This window comes from Microbacterium sp. UBA1097 (genome assembly GCF_002313585.1).
Classification (GTDB): Bacteria; Actinomycetota; Actinomycetes; order Actinomycetales; family Microbacteriaceae; genus Microbacterium.
Window position 1 is genome coordinate 21703 of the sequence record NZ_DCBW01000016.1, and the last position, 21819, is coordinate 43521.

At 68.2% G+C, this 21819-nt stretch carries 20 protein-coding genes; 13 read left to right on the forward strand and 7 right to left on the reverse strand.

Annotated elements, in window-relative coordinates:
* Positions 1 to 40 precede the first annotated feature (40 nt).
* Together B4F19_RS04265 and B4F19_RS04270 are read left to right on the forward strand one after the other, a co-directional pair.
* Complete coding sequence (locus B4F19_RS04265; RefSeq protein WP_228177532.1) at positions 41 to 478, forward strand: PTS sugar transporter subunit IIA; 438 nt, start codon at positions 41 to 43, stop codon at positions 476 to 478.
* A 13-nt stretch (positions 479 to 491) separates the two neighbouring features.
* Positions 492 to 1640 carry a mannitol-1-phosphate 5-dehydrogenase gene (locus B4F19_RS04270; RefSeq protein ID WP_292732958.1) on the forward strand — a complete coding sequence of 383 codons (1149 nt, stop codon included), beginning with the start codon at positions 492 to 494 and terminating at the stop codon, positions 1638 to 1640.
* A gap of 96 nt (positions 1641 to 1736) precedes the next feature.
* Here the strand turns inward: B4F19_RS04270 and B4F19_RS04275 are convergent, their stop codons facing one another.
* Both B4F19_RS04275 and B4F19_RS04280 read right to left on the reverse strand, forming a co-directional pair.
* The gene (locus B4F19_RS04275) at positions 1737 to 3401 is read right to left on the reverse strand and encodes a phospho-sugar mutase (protein WP_292732960.1); all 1665 of its coding nucleotides are present in this window, start codon (positions 3399 to 3401) and stop codon (positions 1737 to 1739) included.
* Positions 3401 to 4234 carry a purine-nucleoside phosphorylase gene (locus B4F19_RS04280; RefSeq protein ID WP_228177535.1) on the reverse strand — a complete coding sequence of 278 codons (834 nt, stop codon included), beginning with the start codon at positions 4232 to 4234 and terminating at the stop codon, positions 3401 to 3403. Before B4F19_RS04280 ends, B4F19_RS04275 begins: the two co-directional genes overlap by 1 nt.
* Positions 4235 to 4296: 62 nt before the next feature.
* Between B4F19_RS04280 and B4F19_RS04285 the strand changes: the two genes are divergently transcribed.
* Positions 4297 to 5745: an NAD(P)H-quinone dehydrogenase gene (locus B4F19_RS04285; RefSeq protein ID WP_292732962.1), complete on the forward strand. Its 1449-nt coding sequence runs from the start codon at positions 4297 to 4299 to the stop codon at positions 5743 to 5745.
* Between the two features lie 272 nt (positions 5746 to 6017).
* On the opposite strand, the gene B4F19_RS04290 is transcribed toward B4F19_RS04285, so the two are convergent.
* Positions 6018 to 7784, reverse strand: a complete 1767-nt coding sequence (locus B4F19_RS04290; protein WP_228177537.1) for an acetyl/propionyl/methylcrotonyl-CoA carboxylase subunit alpha — start codon at positions 7782 to 7784, stop codon at positions 6018 to 6020.
* 78 nt (positions 7785 to 7862) lie between these two features.
* The gene (locus tag B4F19_RS04295) at positions 7863 to 8531 is read right to left on the reverse strand and encodes a Maf family protein (RefSeq protein WP_228177818.1); all 669 of its coding nucleotides are present in this window, start codon (positions 8529 to 8531) and stop codon (positions 7863 to 7865) included.
* Between the two features lie 35 nt (positions 8532 to 8566).
* Here B4F19_RS04295 and B4F19_RS04300 point away from each other — a divergent pair, with 35 nt between their 5' ends.
* From B4F19_RS04300 to B4F19_RS04315, 4 genes are read left to right on the forward strand one after another with little or no spacing between them, the layout of a single operon-like run.
* Positions 8567 to 9862 carry a class I SAM-dependent RNA methyltransferase gene (locus tag B4F19_RS04300; RefSeq protein WP_292732964.1) on the forward strand — a complete coding sequence of 432 codons (1296 nt, stop codon included), beginning with the start codon at positions 8567 to 8569 and terminating at the stop codon, positions 9860 to 9862.
* 9 nt (positions 9863 to 9871) lie between these two features.
* Positions 9872 to 10546: a response regulator transcription factor gene (locus B4F19_RS04305; protein ID WP_292732966.1), complete on the forward strand. Its 675-nt coding sequence runs from the start codon at positions 9872 to 9874 to the stop codon at positions 10544 to 10546.
* A complete protein-coding gene (locus B4F19_RS04310; protein ID WP_228177540.1) occupies positions 10543 to 11802 on the forward strand; it encodes a sensor histidine kinase in 1260 nt (419 codons plus the stop codon). Before B4F19_RS04305 ends, B4F19_RS04310 begins: the two co-directional genes overlap by 4 nt.
* The gene (locus B4F19_RS04315) at positions 11799 to 12875 is read left to right on the forward strand and encodes a hypothetical protein (protein ID WP_292732968.1); all 1077 of its coding nucleotides are present in this window, start codon (positions 11799 to 11801) and stop codon (positions 12873 to 12875) included. The genes B4F19_RS04310 and B4F19_RS04315 overlap by 4 nt, the downstream gene beginning before the upstream one ends.
* A gap of 242 nt (positions 12876 to 13117) precedes the next feature.
* On the opposite strand, the gene B4F19_RS04320 is transcribed toward B4F19_RS04315, so the two are convergent.
* On the reverse strand, positions 13118 to 13357 hold the full coding sequence (locus B4F19_RS04320) for an acyl-CoA carboxylase epsilon subunit (RefSeq protein WP_228177542.1): 240 nt from the start codon (positions 13355 to 13357) through the stop codon (positions 13118 to 13120).
* A gap of 6 nt (positions 13358 to 13363) precedes the next feature.
* The gene (locus B4F19_RS04325) at positions 13364 to 14953 is read right to left on the reverse strand and encodes an acyl-CoA carboxylase subunit beta (protein ID WP_292732971.1); all 1590 of its coding nucleotides are present in this window, start codon (positions 14951 to 14953) and stop codon (positions 13364 to 13366) included.
* Positions 14954 to 15182: 229 nt separating this feature from the next.
* Between B4F19_RS04325 and B4F19_RS04330 the strand changes: the two genes are divergently transcribed.
* From B4F19_RS04330 to B4F19_RS04340, 3 genes are read left to right on the forward strand one after another with little or no spacing between them, the layout of a single operon-like run.
* Positions 15183 to 15974, forward strand: coding sequence for a biotin--[acetyl-CoA-carboxylase] ligase (locus B4F19_RS04330; protein ID WP_292732973.1), 792 nt, complete (start codon positions 15183 to 15185; stop codon positions 15972 to 15974).
* A gap of 18 nt (positions 15975 to 15992) precedes the next feature.
* Positions 15993 to 16568 carry a PH domain-containing protein gene (locus tag B4F19_RS04335; protein ID WP_292728362.1) on the forward strand — a complete coding sequence of 192 codons (576 nt, stop codon included), beginning with the start codon at positions 15993 to 15995 and terminating at the stop codon, positions 16566 to 16568.
* 54 nt (positions 16569 to 16622) lie between these two features.
* Positions 16623 to 17783, forward strand: coding sequence for a 5-(carboxyamino)imidazole ribonucleotide synthase (locus tag B4F19_RS04340; RefSeq protein WP_292732975.1), 1161 nt, complete (start codon positions 16623 to 16625; stop codon positions 17781 to 17783).
* Between the two features lie 27 nt (positions 17784 to 17810).
* Here the strand turns inward: B4F19_RS04340 and B4F19_RS04345 are convergent, their stop codons facing one another.
* The gene (locus B4F19_RS04345; RefSeq protein WP_292732977.1) at positions 17811 to 18659 is read right to left on the reverse strand and encodes a nitroreductase family protein; all 849 of its coding nucleotides are present in this window, start codon (positions 18657 to 18659) and stop codon (positions 17811 to 17813) included.
* A 110-nt stretch (positions 18660 to 18769) separates the two neighbouring features.
* On the opposite strand from B4F19_RS04345, the gene purE reads away from it, so the two are divergent.
* The 3 genes from purE to B4F19_RS04360 are packed head-to-tail and all read left to right on the forward strand — an operon-like array spanning position 18770 to position 21785.
* Positions 18770 to 19237, forward strand: a complete 468-nt coding sequence (purE, locus tag B4F19_RS04350) for a 5-(carboxyamino)imidazole ribonucleotide mutase (RefSeq protein ID WP_292733137.1) — start codon at positions 18770 to 18772, stop codon at positions 19235 to 19237.
* Positions 19234 to 20703: an LCP family protein gene (locus B4F19_RS04355; protein ID WP_292732979.1), complete on the forward strand. Its 1470-nt coding sequence runs from the start codon at positions 19234 to 19236 to the stop codon at positions 20701 to 20703. The genes purE and B4F19_RS04355 overlap by 4 nt, the downstream gene beginning before the upstream one ends.
* Complete coding sequence (locus B4F19_RS04360) at positions 20700 to 21785, forward strand: glycosyltransferase (RefSeq protein ID WP_292732981.1); 1086 nt, start codon at positions 20700 to 20702, stop codon at positions 21783 to 21785. Before B4F19_RS04355 ends, B4F19_RS04360 begins: the two co-directional genes overlap by 4 nt.
* Positions 21786 to 21819: the final 34 nt, after the last annotated feature.

Consider the following 21819-nt stretch of genomic DNA (forward strand, 5'->3'; position numbering starts at 1 on the left):
GCGACGAGACGGCAATTTTCCCGGGGAGGAAGGTTTCATTATGACCAGTGAGGTTCTCACGAGCGACCGCGTGCGGATTCATGCGGGCTCGGCAACGCGGGACGAAGCGATCCGGGAGGCGGCAGATCTTCTGGTCGCTGCCGGAGCAGTGACCTCGGCGTATTACGACGCGATGCTTGCCCGCGAGCAGACCGTCTCGACCTACATGGGCAATGAGCTTGCGATCCCGCACGGCACGAACGACGCCAAGGACGCCATCCTCGCGTCGGCCCTGTCCGTCGTCAGGTACGACGGCGGCGTCGACTGGGACGGCGAAACCGTGACCTTCGTCGTCGGTATCGCCGGTGTCGGCGATGAGCACCTCGAGATCCTGTCGCAGATCGCGATCCTGTTCTCCGACGAGGATGACGTCGCAAGACTAAAGGCTGCCGCGACAAGCGACGACCTGTTCGCCATCGTCTCCGCCGCCGGCGTCTGAGGAGGAGGCAGTCATGAAGGCCGTCCACTTCGGCGCGGGCAACATCGGACGCGGCTTCGTGGGGCTGCTGCTCCACGAGGGCGGCTACGAGCTTGTGTTCTCGGATGTCGCGGCGCCCCTGGTCGATGCGATCAACGCGGCATCGTCGTATACCGTCCACGAGGTCGGCGAGGGTGGTGTCGACAAGACGGTGACGGGGTTTCGGGCGATCAACTCCGCCACCGACCCCGATGCTCTCGTGGCTGAGATCGCGACGGCCGACGTGGTAACGACCGCTGTGGGTCCGACTGTCCTTCGATTCGTCGCCCCGCACATCGCCGCAGGGCTCGCCGCGCGGGAGGCCGCGCAGGCGGCGCTCCACGTGATGGCGTGTGAGAATGCCATCAACGCAACCGACCTGCTGCGGGATGAGGTCGCCGCAGCCGCGGGGGAGAGCTGGACTGACCTCCAGGCCCGGGCCGTCTTCGCGAACACCGCCGTCGACCGAATCGTGCCGGCACAGCCTGAGGGTGCCGGGGTGGATGTCACCGTCGAGCCCTTCTTCGAATGGGCCATCGAGCGGCCGCCGTTCGGCGACGACCCGCCGCAGATTCCCGGCGCCCACTTCGTCGACGACCTCGCGCCCTACATCGAGCGCAAGCTCTTCACCGTCAACACCGGGCACGCCGCAGCCGCGTACCTCGGCGCTCGCGCCGGGCACGTGACGATCGCGCAGACTCTCGCCGATCCCTCGATCGCAGGTCAGGTGATCGCGGCGCTCGAAGAGACCTCGGCGCTTCTGACGGCCAAGCACGAACTGCCCGTCGAAGAGCTCGCCGACTATCGGGCGACGATCCTGCGGCGATTCCAGAACCCTGCGCTGCCCGACACCGTCGGCCGGGTCGGGCGCCAGCCGCTGCGCAAGCTGTCGCGGCACGAGCGATTCATCGGCCCTGCCGCTGAGGCCGCGGAGCGGGGGATGTCGGTGTCGGGACTGCTCGCGGCTGTCGGTGCTGCCTTAGAGTTCGACGACCCGGACGACCCGCAGTCCCAGGAGCTGCAGCAGCTGCTTCGCGATACGGATGCCGCCGCCACCGTGACTCGGATCACGGGCCTGACACCCCAGCATCCGCTGTTCGTCGACCTTCTCGAGGTCGTCCACGCCCGCCAGCGCCAGCTGTGACCCGCAGCCAACTCCTCAACATCGCCGGCAAACCGCGCGTTCGCGGCGCCGCGGCTGCGCCCCAGACCCGGATTCGAGGAGTTGGCTGCGGCCCCGTCAGCTGACGGCGGCGAGCAAGTCGCGCGCGCCGGCGGCCAGATCGGTCAGGCGGGTGGATGCCGCGTCGGCCGTCTCTGCGCGAACATCGAGATACACCTTGAGCTTGGGCTCGGTGCCGCTGGGCCGGATGATGATGCGAGACCCGTCCTCAAGCCACAGGCGGAGCACGTCGCCGGGCGGAAGGCCGTCGACCCCGTGCAGCAGGTCGTCGATCCGCGCCACCGTCACGCCGCCGATCGCCGCCGGGGGAGCTGCCCGCAGCGCCGACATCATCCGGCCGATCAGCGACAGATCGCTCACCCGCAGCGAGATCTGGTCGCTGGCGAACGCGCCGAATGTCTCGTCGAACTCGGCCAACAGGTTACCGACCGTGCGACCGGATGCTCGCGCTTCGGCGATCATCCCCAGCATCGCGACCGCCGCCGAAATCCCGTCCTTGTCGCGTACGGTCTCGGGGTTCACGAGGTAGCCGAGAGCCTCCTCGAACCCGTAGATCATTCCCGGGGCACGGGAGATCCACTTGAACCCGGTGAGGGTTGCCGCAAAGCCCAGCCCGTAGTGCTCGGCGACGGCAGCGAGGCCTGGTGAAGACACCAGGGAGCAGGCGAGGGTTGCACCGGATGCCGCATCCGCCGCCCGCGCCGCGCGCCACCCGAGGAGCAGCCCGATCTGGTTCCCGGTCAGGCGCCGCCACTCCTCCGGCGCGGCCGGGTCGGGCACCGCAACGGCGAGTCGATCAGCATCTGGGTCGTTGGCGAGGATGAACTCCGCCCCGACCTGCCGAGCCGTCTCGAAGGCAAGGTCCATCGCCCCGGGCTCTTCGGGGTTTGGGAACGACACGGTCGGGAACCGCCCGTCGGGCTCGATCTGGGCGGTCACCGGCGTCGGCGCCGGATACCCGGCAGCGTCGAGGATGCGGGCGAGCGTCTCCCACCCGACGCCGTGCATGGCGGTGTAGACCCACCGCATCCCGGTCGCGCCGGGACCCGCCGGCGCGACCGCGGCGGTCGCCCCGACGTAGGCGTCCACCACCGACTCCGGTGCGATCTCGTACGCCGAACTGCGCGGCAGATCACGGATGTCGCCGGCAGCCACCGCCTCGATGTGCGTCGCGATCTCGGCATCCGCGGGGGATACGATCTGCGAACCCGCGTCGACGCCGCCGAGATACACCTTGTAGCCGTTGTCATCGGGCGGGTTGTGGGATGCCGTCACCATGACGCCGGCTGCGGCATCCAGGTGGCGCACGGCGAACGCGAGCACGGGGGTCGGCAGCAGCCGTGGCAGCAGCACCGCCTCGAAGCCTGCGCCCGCGAAGATCTCCGCGGAGTCGCGAGCAAAGACATCGGAGTTTCGGCGTCCGTCGTATCCGATCACCACGCGCGGCGTGGCGTCGGTTCCTGCTCGCTCGCGCAGGTATGCGGCAAGCCCTGCCGCGGCCTGTGTCACGAGGACCCGGTTCATCCGGTTGGAACCGGCGCCCAGAGCACCGCGAAGCCCCGCGGTTCCGAAGGCGAGGCGGGTGCCGAAGCGATCCTCCAGCTCGCCGAGCGCAGCAGCGTCGCCGGCATCAGCCGCCTCGAGGAGCGAGGCAAGCTCGGCTCGGGTGTCCGGATCGGGATCCTGCTCGAGCCAGACCCGAGCGGCGTCGACCACACTCATCACAGCTCGCCGATGACGCGCGCCAGCAACGCCGAGATCACCGGTTCTGCCGCTTTGCCGGCCTCGATGACTTCCTGGTGGCTCAGCGGGGTCGTCTGGATGCCGGCAGCCATGTTCGTGATGAGCGAGAACCCGAGGATCTCCATCCCTGCTTGACGAGCGGCGATAGCCTCGAGCGCTGTCGACATCCCGACAATGTGTCCGCCGATGGTCTTTGCCATCCGCACCTCGGCCGGAGTCTCGTACTGGGGCCCGCGGAACTGGCAGTACACGCCTTCGTCGAGTGTCGGATCCACCATTCGGGCAACGTCACGCAGTCGCACGGAGTAGAGGTCGGTGAGGTCGATGAAGGTCGCGCCTTCCAGCGGCGATGCGCCGGTCAGGTTGATGTGGTCACTGATGAGAACCGGCTGTCCCGGCTTCCAGGACGGCTTGATGCCGCCGGCGCCGTTGGTGAGCACCATCGTCTTGGCGCCGGTCGCGGCAGCCGTACGCACGCTGTGCACGACGCGGCGCGGCCCGTGGCCTTCGTAGTAGTGGGTGCGTGCGCCGATCACGAGCACGTGCTTGCCCTTGGGAGTACGGATGCTGCGTAGCGAACCCACGTGGCCTTCCAAGGCGGGCTTGCTGAAGCCCGTGACATCCGTCGCCGGAATCGTCGCGACGGTCTCGCCGATGAGGTCGGCTGCCTTGCCCCAGCCGCTCCCTAGAGTCAGTGCGATGTCGTGGTGCTCGACGCCGGTGAGGCGAGCGATATCGGCTGCTGCGGTTCGCGCGACCTCGAAGGGGTCGGCGTGAGGATCATCGAGCGGGTTGCTCAGCGTGTCTGACATGCTCCCACTCTAGGAACCCGTGACTGGCGGGAACAACGGGGGCTTGCTGAAACAATGGACGCATGTCTTCGAGCTTCGAGCGCACCCAATCCGTCGCGATCATCGGCGGTGGTCCCGGCGGCTACGAGGCGGCGCTCGCGGCAGCGCAGCTGGGGGCGGACGTCACCCTCGTCGAGCGGGCCGGTGTCGGCGGCTCGGCGGTCATCACCGACGTCGTACCGTCCAAGACGCTCATCGCGACGGCTGACGCCGCTGTCGCGATCGCCGACGCGGGGGAGCTCGGTGTTCAGCTGTTCGCCAAGGGTGGCGACGGTCGCCCGCTCAAGCCTGAGATCGCGATCAACCTCGCACAGGTCAACAAGCGGCTCCTCGCCCTGGCGCGCCAGCAGTCCGAGGACATGCGAGCTTCCCTGCTGCAGGCAGGCGTCACGATCCTCGAGGGACACGGCCGCGTCGAGGATGACAACGCCGTGGTCGTCTCCACGGGTCCCGGCGGCACGGACTTCGACCGCATCGAGGCCGACACGCTTGTGATCTCCGTGGGCGCCTCGCCGCGTGAGCTTCCCAGTGCCAAGCCCGACGGGGAACGCATCCTGACCTGGACGCAGCTCTACGACATGAAGACGCTGCCGGAGCACCTCATCGTGGTCGGCTCGGGCGTTACCGGTGCGGAGTTCGCATCGGCGTACATGAACCTGGGTTCCAAGGTCACGCTCATCTCCAGTCGCGACCAGGTGCTCCCCGGCGAAGACAAGGATGCCGCTGCCGTGATCGAGAGCGTCTTCCTGCGCGGCGGGATGACACTCCTGCCGAAGTCCCGCGCGAAGTCCGTGGTGCGGGAGGGGGACGGCGTTGTCGTGACGCTCTCGGACGGCACCCGCGTCGAGGGGAGCCACTGCCTGATGGCGGTCGGATCGATTCCGAACACCGCGGGCATAGGCCTGGAGCAGGCTGGGGTGCAGCTGACACAGAGCGGTCACATTCGCGTCAACCGGGTGGCACGGACGTCAGTCCCGAACATCTATGCTGCCGGCGACTGCACGAACTTCTTCCCCCTGGCGTCGGTCGCGGCGATGCAGGGGCGCACCGCCGTCTTCCATGCGTTCGGGGACGTCGTCATCCCGCTCGAAAAGCGCCGCATCACCGCCAACATCTTCACGGCGCCCGAGATCGCAACAGTCGGATGGGGCGTGGCAGACATTGACGCCGGCCGCATCGGCGGTGTCGTCCATAAGCTGCCGCTCTCGTCCAACCCGCGGGCCAAGATGATGGGAATCTCCGACGGTTTCGTGAAGCTCATCGCCCGCGAGGGCAGCGGCACGGTCGTCGGTGGCGTCATCGTCGGACCCCGTGCCTCCGAACTCATCTACCCGATCGCGATCGCCGTCGAGCGCCGCCTCACTGTCGATCAGGTCTCGCGCGTCTTCGCTGTCTACCCGTCGCTGGCCGGCACGATCACTGACGCCGCCCGGGCGATGCACATCGTCGACCGCGACGAGCCCGAAGAGTAGGCCTGCTCTTCCGTTCGCTCGCGCCTCACCTCTTCGGTCGGGCCTCAGCCCTTCGGTCGCGCCGTCGTGCGGGTGTGCGGTGCTCGGACTCGCAGATAGCCGCGACTGAGCGTTGTGCGTCACCTCTTCGGTCGCGCCCTCGTGCGGGTGTCGGTGCGCCGACCCCGCATGTAGGCGCGACTGAACGTCGTCGTGTTCCGTTCGGTCGCGCCCTGGTGCGGGTCGGCACAGACCGAACCCGCATGTAGGCGCGACCGAACTTTCGACTCAGCTCAGGAGATCGTGAGCAACGGATGCCCGGCTGACACCGTCGTGCCGGGCGTGGCGTTGATCGCGCCGATGACGCCGTCCTTGTGCGCTTGGATCGGCTGCTCCATCTTCATCGCCTCGAGGACGAGAACGAGGTCGCCCTTGACGACCTGCTGACCGTCCTCGACGGCAATCTTCACAACCGTCGCCTGCATCGGCGCCATGACGGCGTCGCCAGAGGCGCCCGACACGGCGCTTGCGGTGTGTGAGCGCCGCGACGGCGGCACGGCGGCGGGGCGCCCGCGGCCGGCAGGGGCTGTCACGACGCGGTCGGGCAAGCTCACCTCCAGGCGCTTCCCGGCGACCTCGACGACCACGGTGTGCCGGGACTCTTCCGCACGGGGCGCGCCGATTTCGCCATCCCACGCCGGGATGTCGTTATCGAACGCGGTTTCGATCCAGCTCGTGTAGACGCCGAACTGACCGTCCTCGGCAGTGAAGGCGGGGTCGCGTACCACCTTGCGGTGGAAGGGCAGGACTGTCGGCATCCCCGCCACCTCGAACTCGTCGAGCGCGCGCCGAGCGCGATCCAGCGCCTCGGCGCGATCACGACCGGTGACAATGATCTTCGCGAGCAGCGAGTCGAAGGCGCCGCTCACTGAATCACCGGCGGTCACGCCCGAGTCGAGGCGGATGCCGGGACCACCGAAGGTCTTGAAAACGTGGATGTCGCCGGGCTGGGGCAGGAAGTTCCGGCCCGGATCCTCGCCGTTGATGCGGAACTCAATGGAGTGGCCGACCGCTGCAGGGTCGTCGTAGCCGAGCGCTTCGCCTTCGGCGAGGCGGAACTGCTCGCGGACGAGATCGATGCCCGTGACCTCCTCCGAGACCGGATGCTCGACCTGCAGACGCGTGTTGACCTCCAGGAACGAGATCGTGCCGTCAGCTCCGATGAGGAACTCGCAGGTGCCGGCGCCGAGGTAACCCACCTCGCGCAGGATCGCCTTCGACGACTCGACGAGGATGCGGTGCTGCTCATCGGAGAGGAACGGTGCGGGTGCTTCCTCCACGAGCTTCTGATGACGCCGCTGCAGCGAGCAGTCGCGGGTCGAGATCACGACGACAGTGCCCTCGGCATCCGCGAGGCACTGGGTCTCAACGTGCCGGGGCCGGTCGAGGTACTTCTCGACGAAGCACTCGCCGCGCCCGAATGCTGCGATCGCCTCCCGCGTCGCGGATTCGAACAGCTCGGCAACCTCGTCGCGAGAGCGGGCGACCTTCAGGCCGCGCCCGCCACCGCCGTACGCGGCCTTGATCGCGATCGGCAGCCCATGGGTATCAACGAACGCGAGAACCTCGTCGGCGCCGGAGACGGGGCCTGGCGTGCCCGGGGCGAGGGGCGCTCCGACCTTTTCGGCGACGTGGCGTGCGGTGACCTTGTCGCCCAGAGCCTCGATGGCTTCCGGTGACGGGCCGATCCAGGTGAGTCCCGCAGCGATCACCGCGCGAGCGAAGTCGGCATTCTCTGCCAGGAATCCGTACCCGGGGTGGACCGCGTCGGCTCCCGAACGCCGCGCGACCGACAGGATCTTGTCGATCGAGAGGTACGTCTCGGCGCTCGTCGAGCCATCGAGCGCGTAGGCCTCGTCAGCGAGGCGGACGTGCAGAGCATCGCGATCCTGGTCGGCGTACACCGCCACCGACCCCTTGCCGGCGTCCCGTGCTGCGCGGATGATGCGTACGGCAATCTCGCCGCGGTTCGCAACGAGGACCTTGGCGATGTGAGGCATGGATGTCAGCCTACCGAGGCCCCCAGGCGCGAAATTGGATTGTTTCGACAAGAAAGGCCGATGAACGTGCAGCGAGGTCTACGGATGCTCCGCTGATTCTTCCGAGCGATTCCACAGCTCGGTCCACGCGACTCCGAGCTCTCGAGCCAGTTTTCGCAGCGTCGACAGTGACATCCCGACCACCGTCGAGGGGTCGCCCTCGACGCGGGAGATGAACGGACCGCCGAGGCTGTCGACCGTGAACGCGCCGGCCACGGCCAGCGGTTCGCCGGTAGCGACATAGGCCTCGATCTCGGCATCCGTCACGTCCTCGACGAACGTCACCGAGGCGTGAGCCACCGCATGGGCTTCGACGGGTGTTCGACCCGGGATGACCCGATATACGCTGTGCCCGGAGTGGAGGATGCCGGTGCGGCCCCGCATCGCGTGCCAGCGTTCGGTCGCAATGGCAGGCTCGTGCGGTTTGCCGAGCACGAGCCCGTCGAGCTCAAACATCGAGTCGCCGCCGATGACGAGCCCGTCGAAGTCGGCGTCCTCGAGCGCAAGCCGCGCAACGACATCCAGGGCCTTGCGACGCGCGAGCAGCAGGACATGCTCGTCGGGCGGCAGTGTGCGCCCTTCGGCGGCCTCCACGGCGTGGATCACGGCGTCCTCGTCAACCTCCGGGGCCATGGTCAGCGGCTCGATACCGGCCTGGCGCAGCAACGCGCGCCGGGCGGGGGAGGTGGATGCCAGCAGGACGCGCATCGTTCCACGGTAGCGGGCCATGAGATGCTCGATGCATGACCGGCGACGTGGGACAGATCGTCGACCTCGAGATCACGGATGCCGCTCACGGCGGGGTCTTCGTGGGCAGACTCGACGGTCGGGTGGTGTTCACTGCCGACGCGATTCCGGGCGAACGGGTGCGGGCTCGGCTGACGGATGTCTCGAAGCCGTCGTTCTGGCGGGCCGAGACCGTCGAGGTGACTGACGCATCGCCCCACCGCCAACGCCATATCTGGCCCGAGGCAGACATCGACCGCGACCCCGCGGATCGCCCCGGCGGCGCGGAGTTCGGTCACATCGATCTCGCCCACCAGCGTGAGATCAAGCGCCACATCCTCGCGACGGCGCTGCAGCGCACCGGCCGCCTGGAGCCCCCCGTCGAGTTCGAGGGGCCACGCGCGGCATCCGTCGGCAACCACGTCGTTGCCGAGCAGCCCGATGGCACGCGATGGCGAACCCGGGTCTCGCTGCACGTGGACGACGATGGACGCGTAGGTGCCTATGCGGCGCGGAGCCACCGCGTCATCCCGACCGAGACTCTGCCGCTGGCAACCGCGGCAATCGAGCGGGCAGCCGCAGCTCTCGGGCGTCCTGCACCCGGGCGCGTCGACCTCGTCCAGCCCGCTGATGGGCATGTCCGGATTCTCGTGCACCCGAGCACAGACGCGGCTCGGAAGGGACGCGCGGCCCGCCGCAGCAACGACGTCATCGTCGAACACGTCGGTACCCGCCGGTTCCGTGTCGACGCCGACGGCTTCTGGCAGGTGCACCGGCTCGCGGCATCCACCCTTACGACTGTCGTCGCCGAAGAGCTTGCGGACGCTGTCGACCCGGACGGGTGGCACCTTGACCTGTACGGCGGTGTCGGCCTGTTCGGGGCGCTCTTGGGTGATCTCGCCGGACCCTCGGCGCGCATCACCTCGGTCGAGGGGAACGAGCGGGCCACGGAACACGCCGGAGAGAACCTCGCAGAGTGGGTCGGAGCGCGAGCCGAGACCGCGCGGGTGGACCGCTGGACGCGCGCGCTGCGCCAGACGATCAGCGAGCGCGACCGGGAGCGACTCGCGCGCGGCACCGTCGTGCTCGATCCGCCCCGCACCGGCGCGGGCGCTGCAGTTGTCGACGATCTGGCCGCGCTGGGTCCTGCGTCCATCGTGTATGTCGCGTGCGATCCGGTCGCCCTCGCCCGCGACCTTGCCCGCTTCGCCGGCCACGGCTACCGAACCGACCGCGTCCGCGGCATCGATCTGTTTCCCCATTCGCACCACATGGAGGCTGTCGCACTGCTCAGACGCGATGCTGCTCGGTAGAGTGACCCCATGACGCGGGTGGCTCTGATCGATGACCATGAGTCCGTGCGCTTGGGGGTAGAGGCGGCGTGTGTGACAGACGGGGGTCCCGAGATCGTCTTCTCGGGAAGTACTGTCACCGAGTACGTCCGCTGGCGGCGCGCGACGAGCGCTCCACCGGTCGATGTGGTCGTGCTCGATCTCACCCTGGGCGACGGGACGACAGTACGAGAGAACGTCGGACGGCTCGTCGCCGACGGCTCCAGCATTCTGGTGCACTCGGTGGCAGACCGGCCATCGGCAGTGCGAGAAGCTCTCGTGGCTGGGGCCATCGGTGTCGTGAGCAAGGCCTCTCCGATCGATGATGTGATCTCGGCTATCAATGCCGTTGCCAACGGCGACCCGCTGAACAACGTCGAGTGGGCAAGCGCCATCGAAGGTGACCGCGAGTTCGCCGACGCGCAACTGTCGGCAAGGGAGCGAGATGTGCTGCGCCTCTATGCCGCCGGATTGCCTTTGAAAGCTGTCGCTGAGCGCCTCGGCATCGCGTACTCGACAGCGAAAGAGAACATCAGCCGCGTGCGGCTCAAGTACGTCGAGGTCGGAAGGTCGGCATCTACGAAGTTCGACCTCATGCGTCGAGCTCTCGAAGACGGCCTCGTCTCGGCCGACGCGTTCGCCGCCGGAGCATCGGGTCAGAAATGAGCGCCCCGACCCACCCCCGAGAGCGAGCGCTGGCTGCCGCGTGGGCGCAGATTCCCCTTGCCCACGATCCGACGGCGGGACTCGGCTCGTTCACGCGGCGGCGGATCGAGCGGATGATCAGCATCGTCTTGGCCGTCGGCTCGGTCGCCCTCGGCGCCCAAGCGTTCGTGGCGGCGCTGGGCTCGGTGCAGGAACCCGAAGCCTGGCATGTCGCCTCCATGGTCGCCAACTTCGGGTCGCTGGCCGCTCTGCTGGTCACCTATATCGTGGGTCGGAGCATTGCACCGGCCGCCATAACCTTCTGCGCCGTCTTCGTCGCGACGCTCGTCGCCTGGCCCTTCGTCGTGGCGGGACAGGATATTCCGCCGTCCGACCCGCCGTGGACGTGGTTCCTCGTCAGCGTGGTCACTGCCTCATCCATCATGTTCCTGCCCTTGGTGTGGCAGATGGCGTGGACCATCTTCGTGCCCGTGCTGTTCGGCATCACGCGCTTGGCGCAGGCTGGGTTCGCCGTCGACTTCTGGTGGCCGACGCTGCTGGATGTCTCGTTCGCCATCATCCTGGGCGGCGTCTTCGTGACGCTGGGGTGGATGTTCCGCTCGATCGCCGACAATGTCGACGAGTCTCGCCGCACCGCAGTGGAGACCTACACCGCCGCGGCGGTCACCGAAGCGGCTGAGAACGAGCGCGTCGCTGTCGCCGCCCTCATGCACGACAGTGTTCTGGCGGCCCTCATCGCTTCGGAGCGCGCACAGACGCCTCGGGAGCAGGGCCTTGCCGTGGCGATGGCACAGGAGGCGTTGACTCGCCTCGCGAACGCGGAATCCGATGCGGGGTTGGGTAGCGATGCGCCACGACGCTTCGCAACGCTCGTCGAAGAGGTGGAACGCGGCGCGCGCGGGCTCGGCGTCGACCTCGTCGTGGAGCGCGCGTATAGCCACGATGCTCCCGAGCTTCCGGGTCGCGCCGCTAACGCGCTGATCCTCGCGGCTATGCAGGCGATCGCGAACTCGATCGAGCACGCCGGCGGCATCGGCCTCACGGTTTCGGCCCGCCAGGAGCCCGACACCCAGCGGCTGCACCTCGAGGTGCAGGACCTCGGCGACGGGTTTGATCTCGACACGGTGCCGGATGATCGCCTCGGAATCCGCGGGTCGATCATTGCTCGTGTCGCGGCCGTGGGAGGCACGGTCCACATCACCTCCGACTCGAACGGGACGCTCGTGCGCCTGACGTGGCAGGGGGCGCGCGCATGATCAGTGTCCGTCGCCTGCTCATCGGCTTGGCGTTCGCGTTCACGGCCTACCTTGCCGTGCGCGGCCTATGGTGGACCGGCCCGTTCACCGAGCCCCTGGTGCTTGTCGCCGCCGTCGCCCTCTACGTCGTGACCACCGGCGTGGCACTGCTGTGGGGCAACCGGGACCCCGAAGACGACGACGTCACCCCGGACGCGCCAGGATTGGCGCCGCGCGCGTCGTCCGATCGGATGCCGCTCGCGGCCGCTCTGATGGCGTTGGGTACCACGGTCGTCGTCCCCAACGCGCTCTCGCTCGCTGTGCCGCGCGAGGCCATCGAAGAACCCTACGTCGTCTGGTACCTCGGCGGCATCGGCGCGCTGATGGTCATCGTCATGGTGAGGCGTCGCCCGATCTTCGCCTGGGTGGGTATCGGCATGCTGGCCGCCATCTCATGGTTCTGGCTCGGCATCCTCGACGCGCTCGAGAAGGGGCTCGTCGGCTCGATCCTCTGGGTCGGGCTGGCCCAGCTCCTCGTGATGCTCACCGACCGCGCGGCCAAAGACACCGCGAAGCTCGTGGAGCTGCAGCGGGCGGCATCGGCGTGGCAGGCGGCCCACACCGTGCGTCAGCGAGAGCGCCGCGTTCAGATTCAGCGCGCACTGTCGGTCGCGGGCCCGGTGCTCGCGCGAACGATCGCGCAGGGTGGCGCGCTGACCCCCGACGAACGCGTCGAGGCGCGACTCGCCGAGGGCAGTCTGCGCGATGAACTCCGCGGCGCCCGCCTGCTCGATGACGCTGTGCGTCACGAACTTGAGGCGGCGCGTCGTCGGGGCGCGACAGTCACGGTTCTCGACGAGGGCGGGCTGGAGGGGGTCGATCCCGAGAGCCTGGCGAGCATCCGCGAGCGCCTCGTCGCTGCTCTGCGATCGGCGCGGTCGGATCGGGTCTACATTCGCACATCGCCCCACGAGAGCGTCGCGGTCACCGTTGTCGGTCGCTCGGATGCCGGCCGCGGGCTCAGTGACGAAGACACCGTCGACCTGTGGACCGAGATCACCCGGTTCCCTGCGGAGCCCGACATCCGGGCGTGACAACCACGTGAAAAGGATGGTGGGGGTGGACAGATAGTCCACCCCCACCTGTGCGGACGGTTACCCGAAAACCGGCCGCGTGGCCGAACCTGGGCCGCGTCACACGAGAGGTGACGGCGGTTCAGCCGAACGCTACTGCGTTCCAGCTGTTCCAGTCTTGCCGAGCCGCAACGATTCGTCTGTAGGTATTTTGGGGGACAAAATTGGCCTGCTCTAGGACCAGGCCAATTTTCTCGGCGCGGTCAGCAGGGGGTGCGATTCCAGCCCAGTTCGCGCCGCAGCGGTTCCCGCAGCGCACGCTGCGACAGTGCCCAGGCCGACCGCCGGGGTTCGTCGGCTACCGCCTCGGCGTGCTCGGTGACATAGTGCTCGGCCACGACCGCGACTACCGCCGCTATCTCTTCGGCTGTCGCATCTCCGCGCACGATGTGGATCGGCACGGCGGGCTCGCGTTCTTCGGGCGCTGGTTCTCGGGTGCTCATCGCGTCCTACAGCGGGATATTGCCGTGCTTCTTGGGCGGCAGGCTTGCGCGCTTGCCGCGGAGCGAGCGCAACGCCTTGGCGATGGAGACGCGCGTCTGGGCCGGTTCGATGATCCCGTCGAGTTCACCGCGTTCGGCGGCCAGGAACGGGGAGGCGACGTTGTAGGTGTATTCGTTGGCGAGCCGCGTGCGCACCGCAGCGACATCCTCCCCCGTCTCAGCCGCCTTCTTCAGCTCGCCGCGGTAGAGGATGTTCACCGCGCCCTGGCCTCCCATGACCGCGATCTCGGCGGTGGGCCACGCGAGGTTGACGTCGGCACCGAGCTGCTTGGAGCCCATGACGATGTACGCGCCACCATAGGCCTTGCGCAGGATCACAGTCACGAGCGGAACTGTTGCTTCTGCGTACGCGTAGAGCAGTTTGGCGCCGCGACGGATGACTCCCGTCCACTCCTGGTCGGTGCCGGGGAGGTATCCCGGAACATCGACAAGCGTCACGATGGGAATAGAGAAGGCGTCGCAGAAGCGCACGAACCGGCTGGCCTTCTCGCCTGCTTCGATGTTGAGCGTGCCAGCCATCTGCGAGGGCTGGTTCGCGATGACGCCGACCGTCCGTCCCTCGATCCGGCCGAAGCCGATCACGATGTTCGGGGCGAACAACGGCTGCACCTCGAGGAAATCGCCCTCGTCGACGATGTGGCCGATGACGTCGTGGATGTCGTAGGGCTGGTTGGCGGAGTCGGGGATGATCGCGTTCAGGGTACGGTCGGCATCCGTCGTCTCCCACTCGAACGGGCTCTCGTACTCGGGGATCTCCGCGAGGTTGTTGTCGGGAAGAAAGCCCAGCATCGTGCGGACGTAGTCGATCGCGTCGTCCTCGTCTTCGGCGAGGTAGTGGGCAACGCCCGACCGGGTGTTGTGCGTATAGGCGCCGCCGAGCTCTTCCATGCCGACGTCCTCGCCGGTGACGGTCTTGATGACATCGGGGCCCGTGACGAACATCTGGCTCGTCTTGTCGACCATGATGACAAAGTCGGTGAGGGCGGGGGAGTACACGGCGCCACCGGCGGCAGGCCCCATGATGATCGAGATCTGCGGGATGACACCCGACGCGCGCGTGTTGAGTCGGAAGATCTCACCGTATTTTCCGAGGGCGACCACACCCTCCTGGATGCGCGCGCCGCCCGAGTCCAGGATGCCGATGATCGGCATCCCGCAGCGAAGGGCCAGCTCCATGACCTTGATGATCTTCTCGCCGGCTACTTCGCCGAGCGATCCGCCGAAGGTCGAGAAGTCCTGTGCGTAGACCGCTACCGTGCGGCCATGGATGGTGCCGGTGCCGGTGACCACAGAGTCGCCGTAGGGGCGCGATTTGTCCATCCCGAACGCCGTCGTGCGGTGGCGCACATATTCGTCCAGCTCGGTGAAGCTGCCGGGATCGACGAGCAGCTCGATGCGCTCGCGGGCCGTGAGCTTGCCCTTCGCGTGCTGCTTCTCGCGGGCTGACTCCTCGGCGGAGACGACAGCCTCCTGATAGCGCGCGCGCAGATCGGCGATCTTGCCGGCCGTCGTGAACAGGTCGTTGTCGTCGGTCACGCCTCCACACTATCGGCGTGTCACGGGAAGCCCTTGGAGACCTGCGACAACGCGCCGCGGCATCCGTTATGCCTTTCCCGATGCGGGGATGGTGGTCGTTGGTATCGCGGAGGTAGGCGAAATCGCGAAGGTAGGTGAGTTGGCGGCGGAATCGGCCTACCTCCGCGATTTCTCCTACCTCGACGATTCGCGGCGGGGCGGCGGAAGCCGGCGGCCGTACAGTGAACGGATGCAGGCAGGCGATTTTCCGCGGGCGGCGATCATTGCGGGGCGACTGGATGTCGTGCGGCACACCGGATCCACGAACACCGACCTTCTTGCGGCTGTGGCTGAGCAGCCGGATGCGTACCCCCACCTGTCGGTGCTGGTGACCGACGACCAACGGGCTGGGCGTGGGCGCCTGGATCGCACGTGGACGGCGCCGGCGGGCGCTGCCCTGGCGATCTCGGTCCTCGTCCGCGTACCCGGGATCCCTGCCGTGCAGCGGGGATGGGTGTCGCTCATTGCAGGTACGGCGATGACTCTCGCGATCCGGGATCAGTTTCCGCCCGAGAACGCGGGTGGGAACTCGCGCGTGGCGCTGAAGTGGCCGAACGACGTTCTCATCGACGGGGCGAAGGTGTGCGGCATCCTGTCGCAGATGGTGCCGGGTGAGCCCGACGCCATCGTCGTCGGCGCGGGGATCAACACGCGGATGATGCCCGAGCAACTCCCCGTCCCGACCGCGACGTCGTTGGCCATAGCCGGAGCAGACGTCGACCCCGACCGGCTGCTCGCGGACTACCTCCGTGCACTCGACCGGATGCTGGCAGCTGCGGTATCCGCCGACGCGGTCGCCCGCGTGCATACCGAGGTGCAGGGCGCCTGCGCGACACTCGAGCGCCAGGTTCGCGTGATGTTGCCGGATAACCGCGTGCTCGAGGGATGGGCCACAGGGCTCGACGACGCGGGCCGACTGGTCGTCGCGGTGGACGGCAAATCCCTATCCGTCGCGGCGGGGGACGTCATCCATGTCCGCTGAGACCCCCACAATGGGGGTATGTCGCTGCAGCCGGGCACCGGGTCGTCGGGGTACTCCCCGCCGCCGAGCTCCGTCGGGCGACCGCTGGCTCCCGCACCCGGCGTTTCGACGCCCGAACTGCTGATCGCAAAGATCCGGGGTCGCCGGCCCGCGCTGATTCTGTCGGCGATCGCACTGATCGCCGTAGCCGCAGCCGCCGGGTATTTCTACGACAACCTTCCGGCGCCCTTCGAGAACTGGATGCTGCTGGCAGCGGCTGCCGTCGTCATCTTCGTGCTCGTGTTCCTGCCGTTTCTGGCCTGGCGCGCGCACGTCTACACGATCACGACGCGGCGCGTCATCGAGCGCAGCGGTCTGTTCGTGACCCGGCGGCGTGAGCTCGCCCACGTTCGTGGGTATTCGGTGCAGATGCGCCGCGGACCGCTGCAGCGCCTGGCCGGCAGCGGCACACTCATCCTTTCGAACGGTGTCGACGCACCGATGCGGATGACCCGCGTCCCCCAGGTCGCGCTCGTCCACGAGGTGCTCATCGACCAGGTCGAGGTCAATCAGATCCTCGCTCACCGCGACGGGCAGACGCCTCCCGAGTCCTGAGCCGACCCGGGCCTGCACGCGACCGACGCGAGCGATCGCCCGGTTCGCGAGAGAATGGATCCGAACGGGAGGACTGCTATGACCTATCGCGTCGGTGTGATCGGCGGCGGACAGCTGGCGAGGATGATGATCGCGCCCGCTGTCGAACTCGGCGTCGAGATCCGGGTGCTGGCTGAGCAGGAGGGGATGGCAGCGGCGCTTGCTGCCACCGCGGTCGGCGACTACCGAGATGCCGACACGGTGCTTGCCTTCGCACGCGAGGTCGATGTCATCACCTTCGACCACGAACATGTGCCACAGCAGGTGCTGCACGCGTTGGTGGACTCAGGAATCGCGGTGCACCCCGGTCCCGACGCCCTCCGGTACGCGCAAGACAAACTGCTGATGCGCACGCGGCTGCAGGAAATGGGGATGCCGCAGCCCGACTGGGCAGCTGCCACCGGTCCGGATGAACTCGGCGCTTTCCTCGATGCCCACGGTGGGCGCGCCGTGGTCAAGACTCCTCGCGGAGGGTACGACGGTAAGGGCGTGCGCGTCGTATCGTCGCCGGACGGCGCCGCGGACTGGTTCACGGCTCTGGCTGAGGATGCCGGGGGCGGCGCGCTGCTGGTCGAGGAACTGGTCGAGTTCACCCGGGAGCTCGCGCAGCAGGTGGCCCGCACGCCGTCGGGCGCGGTTCGCGCCTATCCCGTGGTCGAGACCATGCAGCGCGACGGTGTCTGCGCCGAGGTTCTTGCGCCGGCACCCGGTGCCAGTCCCCGGCTCACGGCGGCTGCCGCCGAGGTGGGCGAGCGGATCGCGGAGGGACTCGACGTGACCGGGATGCTCGCGGTCGAACTGTTCGAGACGGCGGATGACCGCATCCTCGTCAACGAGCTCGCCATGCGCCCGCACAACAGCGGCCATTGGAGCCAGGACGGCGCCGTCACCAGCCAGTTCGAACAGCACCTGCGTGCCGTTCTCGACCTCCCGCTGGGGGACACCTCGCCGATCGCGCCGTGGTCGGTGATGATCAACATCCTCGGCGGACCCAGCGAGGGCGGCCTGTCGGAGCGGTTCGCGGCTTCGATGGCGCAGCATCCGTCCGCCCACATCCACACGTACGGCAAGGATCCGCGACCGGGGCGCAAGGTCGGACACGTGAACGCCGTCGGCACTGACCTCGACGACGTCGTCTACGACGCTCGCGCGGCAGCCGCGTTCTTCCAGGACTGACCCGATTGCCGGGCGTCGGACGGATGCCTAGTTCGAGGGCAAGCCGCGCCCTGTGAGCCAGGCGCGCATCCGGTCGCGGCCGTTGAGGCCCGCCGCATCCTTCACGCGACGGATGACGGCCCGACTCCATCCCGTCGGGCGTCCCTGACTCGCGTGGTAGGCGGCGATCTCGGTGTCGTAGGCGGCGACGTCGGCATCCGTGATGGGGGAGTAGCGCTCGCGGGAGTGCACGACGCTCGGTGCGAGGCGTGGCTTGATTCCCGCGGTGTCGGCGGGATCGGGATACCCCACCGCGAGGCCGAACGCCACCATCGCCCGGTCGGGGAGGCCGATCAGCTCCGCGGCGCGCTCGGGGTTGTTGCGAACCGAACCGAGATAGCAGGTGCCGAGCCCGAGCGACTCCGCCGCGACGACGGCGTTCTGTGCGGCGAGAGCAGCATCGACGAACGCGACAAGGGTGGATTCCATATAGTCGGCCGCAGCGTCTGAGGCGCCCTGAGCCGCCGCTATCGCTGATGCCCGCGACCAGTCCGCGATGAACAGCAGGATGACGGGTGCGTCGGCGACGAAGGTGCTCGTACCCACCTCGTCCACGAGAGCCCGTCGCGTCCCCGCATCCCGCACCTCAACGAAGCTCCACAGTTGCAGGTTCGAGGAACTCGCCGCCGACTGCGCGGCAACGACCATCGCGGTGGTCACCTCGTCGCTTACTGGCGCGTCAGTGAAGCTGCGCACGGTGTGGTGACGCAGCAGCGCAGCCAGCGTTGCCGATTCGCGCAGGGCCGGCTCGGTCAACGCGGGAGCCGCGGCGCCGTAGCGGGCGTGCAGCAGAGCATCAAGGTCGGGGATGCCGGCGGCTGGAGTGGACTCTGTCACGGATTCTCCCTTCGGGGGTGCCGTTCCGGGCAATCCCCAGCCATGCACCCTAGCCTGGTCCGGTGACCGCTGCGCTCCACAGTTCCCCCGCCCCGCTCGTCGGTGTCGTCATGGGCTCGGACTCCGACTGGCGCGTCATGAGCGACGCCTCTCAGGCGCTGACGGACTTCGGCGTACCCCACGAGGTCGAGGTCGTCTCGGCGCACCGCACACCCGACAAGCTCGTCGCCTACGGCCGTGAGGCGCGAGGGCGCGGCATCCGTGTCATCATCGCCGGCGCCGGCGGGGCAGCTCACCTGCCCGGCATGCTCGCCTCGGTCACGGCACTTCCGGTCATCGGCGTTCCCGTTCCCTTGGCCACCCTCGACGGGTTGGATTCGCTCCTCAGCATCGTGCAGATGCCCGCCGGCATCCCTGTCGCGACAGTGTCGATCGGCGGCGCTCGCAACGCGGGGCTGCTGGCGGTCCGGATGCTGGGCATCGCCGATCCCGCCCACGGCGACGCCATCGAGAACTACGCGCGCGAACTCGAGGGTGTCGTTGAGGAGAAGAACCGGCGGCTCAAGGAGGCGCTGTGAGCGTCGCAAGCCCCCCGCGGCCGACCGGATCCCGGCCCTCCTCGGGTCGTCCGGTCATCGAGAACCGCCCGCTGCGCTACCCCAACACGGCATCGCGGCCGATGATGACCCGGCGCGCGTGGTGGCTGCTCGTCCTCAACTTCCTGATCCCCGGATCGGCGCAGGTTCTCGCGGGAAACCGGCGTCTCGGCCGGTTCGGTCTCGGTGCGACCCTCTTCGGCTGGACGTTGATCGCGGTTTCGATCGTCACGCTCCTGCTCTGGCAGCAGGCGTTCGTCGCGATCGCCACGAACTGGTTCGTGCTGCTCGGCGTGCAGGCGCTGCTGTTCGCCTACCTGCTCCTGTGGATCATCCTCACGATCGACACCCTGCGCCTCGTGCGTCTCGTGCGCACCGGGTCGATCACGCGATTCGCTGTCGCGCTCGTCGGTGTCGGGGCTCTCGTTCTCGCCGGCAGCGGCGTGGTCTGGGCATCCGATCGGCTCGTGGGCGTGCGCGATTCGTTCGGCACGATCTTCGCGCAGTCTGGGCCGTCGGTGCCACCGTCGGACGGTTACTACAACATCCTTCTGCTCGGCGCCGACAGCGGCGAGGGTCGCGACTCGATGCGCTACGACAGCATCTCGGTCGTCTCGATCAACGCCGACACGGGAGCGGTCACCATCACCGGCATCCCGCGTGACTTGGCGCACGCACCGTTCGCTCCCGGCCCGATGCAGGACCTCTACCCGGACGGCCACACCGGTCGTGTCGATCCGACCTGCGGCTGGTCGAGCGGAATCAACCAGCTGCGCACCGAGGTCGAGGTCTGCCGCGATGGCAACGCCCTGTACCCGGATGCCGTCACCAACGGGTCTGAGCCGGCCATCGAGGCGACCAAAGACGCCGCTGAAGGCATCCTCGGGATCGAGATCCCCTATTACGTGTTCATCGACATGCACGGTTTCGCGGCACTCATCGATGCTCTCGGTGGTGTCGACATCGAGGTCGCCGAGCGCCTGCCCAAGGGTGGCGGCCCCGCCTACGACGGCCAGCCGGCCGAGGAATGGGCGATCGGGTGGATCGAGCCGGGACTGCAGCACATGGACGGCGACACCGCCCAGTGGTACGCCCGCTCGCGGTACACCACGAGCGACTGGGACCGGATGCTGCGCCAGCGCCAGCTGCAAGGAGCGATCCTCGCCCAGTTCACTCCGATGAACGTCCTGAACCGCTTCAACGACGTGCTCAGCGCGGGCACGGCGATCGTGCAGACCGACATCCCGCAGTCGATGATCCCGTACTTCGCCGAGCTGGCCCTGAAGTCGAAGGAGCAGCCGGTCACCACGATCGAGCTCACACCGAGCTCGGTCGGCGGCATCGGCGTCATCCCCGAAGAGATGTCGGCCGACGACTTCGCCTTCGTCCGCGACTATGTGCGTCAGGTGCTGCATCCTCCGACACCGACACCCACACCCGCCGCATGACCACCACGCTGAGGGTGGTGCTCGATCAGTTGGTCGTGCCCACCGATCCCGATCTCGCGATGGCGTCACGCGAACTCACGCGCGCGCTCATCGCATCCGCACCGCGAGGGTGCGAGGTCGCCGCGACCGTCCCCGCGGCCGGTGAGGATGCCCTCGGAGCGGTCAAGGCGTTGGACGGGCTCGCTCGCGTCGATGTCTCTCCCATCCCGCGCCGTGAAGCGGCGACCGCAGTGTCGCTGGGACTGCCCAGCGGGCTCGGCGCCGGCATGGTGCACTCTCCGACGCTGTTCGCGCCGCTGGTGCGTCATGACCGGGTTCACAACCACGATCAGACGGTCGTCACGATCTGGGACCTCACGCCCTGGACGCACCCGGAACGTCTGCCCAAAGCGAGCGTCGCCTGGCACCGCGCGATGCTCAAGCGAGCGCAGCGGTACGCGGATGCCGTCGTCGTACCCTTGCACGCCATGGCGGAGGAACTCAGTGAACGCACGAAGCTCGGGGATCGGCTACGCGTGATCGCCGGTGCCGCGCCGGAGGGGTTCGCCGAGCCGCGCGACGCGGTCGGACGCCGCCGTGAGCGAGGGGTGCCCGAGGGGGCCGTCGTCGTCGATGGGGCGGGGGTCACGCCGGAGGCACTGGGTGAGCTCGTCGCCGCATTGGGGCGGGAAGCGGCGGAGACGCCTGTCGTCGTTCTCGATCCTCCGCCGGGCATCGCGGAGGTCGCCGGTTCGGCCATCCTTGTTCCGGCGATGGATGCGGTCGATCGCGCAGCAGCGATGGCGTCGGCATCCGTCCTCGTGGCTCCGGGCGAGATGCCCTCCTACGGATGGCGTGTGCTGGAGGCCCTCGCCCTCGGCGTTCCCGTCGTCGCAGCAGCATCACCGGCTCAGCACGAGCTCGTGGGCGAGGGGGGAACGCTCATCGAGGGTGGAGCGGATGCCCTCGCGGCATCCGTCGTGCCGCTTCTGGGGCCGAACGCCGAACGCCGCCGCGCTGCCACGCTTGCCGCCGACCGCGGGCGGGCCTTCTCGTGGCGCGAAGCCGGCGAGCGGGTGTGGCAGCTGCATGCCGAGCTGTGAGGGTGATGCTTCCTTCGTCGATGTGTAGGGGGAG

Bases quoted from the DNA above. Each gene is read 5' to 3' on its own strand.
- B4F19_RS04265 (WP_228177532.1), top strand. From the start codon at position 41: ATGACCAGTGAGGTTCTCACGAGCGACCGCGTGCGGATTCATGCGGGC.
- B4F19_RS04270 (WP_292732958.1), top strand. From the start codon at position 492: ATGAAGGCCGTCCACTTCGGCGCGGGCAACATCGGACGCGGCTTCGTG.
- B4F19_RS04275 (WP_292732960.1), bottom strand. From the start codon at position 3,401: ATGAGTGTGGTCGACGCCGCTCGGGTCTGGCTCGAGCAGGATCCCGAT.
- B4F19_RS04280 (WP_228177535.1), bottom strand. From the start codon at position 4,234: ATGTCAGACACGCTGAGCAACCCGCTCGATGATCCTCACGCCGACCCC.
- B4F19_RS04285 (WP_292732962.1), top strand. From the start codon at position 4,297: ATGTCTTCGAGCTTCGAGCGCACCCAATCCGTCGCGATCATCGGCGGT.
- B4F19_RS04290 (WP_228177537.1), bottom strand. From the start codon at position 7,784: ATGCCTCACATCGCCAAGGTCCTCGTTGCGAACCGCGGCGAGATTGCC.
- B4F19_RS04295 (WP_228177818.1), bottom strand. From the start codon at position 8,531: ATGCGCGTCCTGCTGGCATCCACCTCCCCCGCCCGGCGCGCGTTGCTG.
- B4F19_RS04300 (WP_292732964.1), top strand. From the start codon at position 8,567: ATGACCGGCGACGTGGGACAGATCGTCGACCTCGAGATCACGGATGCC.
- B4F19_RS04305 (WP_292732966.1), top strand. From the start codon at position 9,872: ATGACGCGGGTGGCTCTGATCGATGACCATGAGTCCGTGCGCTTGGGG.
- B4F19_RS04310 (WP_228177540.1), top strand. From the start codon at position 10,543: ATGAGCGCCCCGACCCACCCCCGAGAGCGAGCGCTGGCTGCCGCGTGG.
- B4F19_RS04315 (WP_292732968.1), top strand. From the start codon at position 11,799: ATGATCAGTGTCCGTCGCCTGCTCATCGGCTTGGCGTTCGCGTTCACG.
- B4F19_RS04320 (WP_228177542.1), bottom strand. From the start codon at position 13,357: ATGAGCACCCGAGAACCAGCGCCCGAAGAACGCGAGCCCGCCGTGCCG.
- B4F19_RS04330 (WP_292732973.1), top strand. From the start codon at position 15,183: ATGCAGGCAGGCGATTTTCCGCGGGCGGCGATCATTGCGGGGCGACTG.
- B4F19_RS04335 (WP_292728362.1), top strand. From the start codon at position 15,993: ATGTCGCTGCAGCCGGGCACCGGGTCGTCGGGGTACTCCCCGCCGCCG.
- B4F19_RS04340 (WP_292732975.1), top strand. From the start codon at position 16,623: ATGGATCCGAACGGGAGGACTGCTATGACCTATCGCGTCGGTGTGATC.
- purE (WP_292733137.1), top strand. From the start codon at position 18,770: ATGGGCTCGGACTCCGACTGGCGCGTCATGAGCGACGCCTCTCAGGCG.
- B4F19_RS04360 (WP_292732981.1), top strand. From the start codon at position 20,700: ATGACCACCACGCTGAGGGTGGTGCTCGATCAGTTGGTCGTGCCCACC.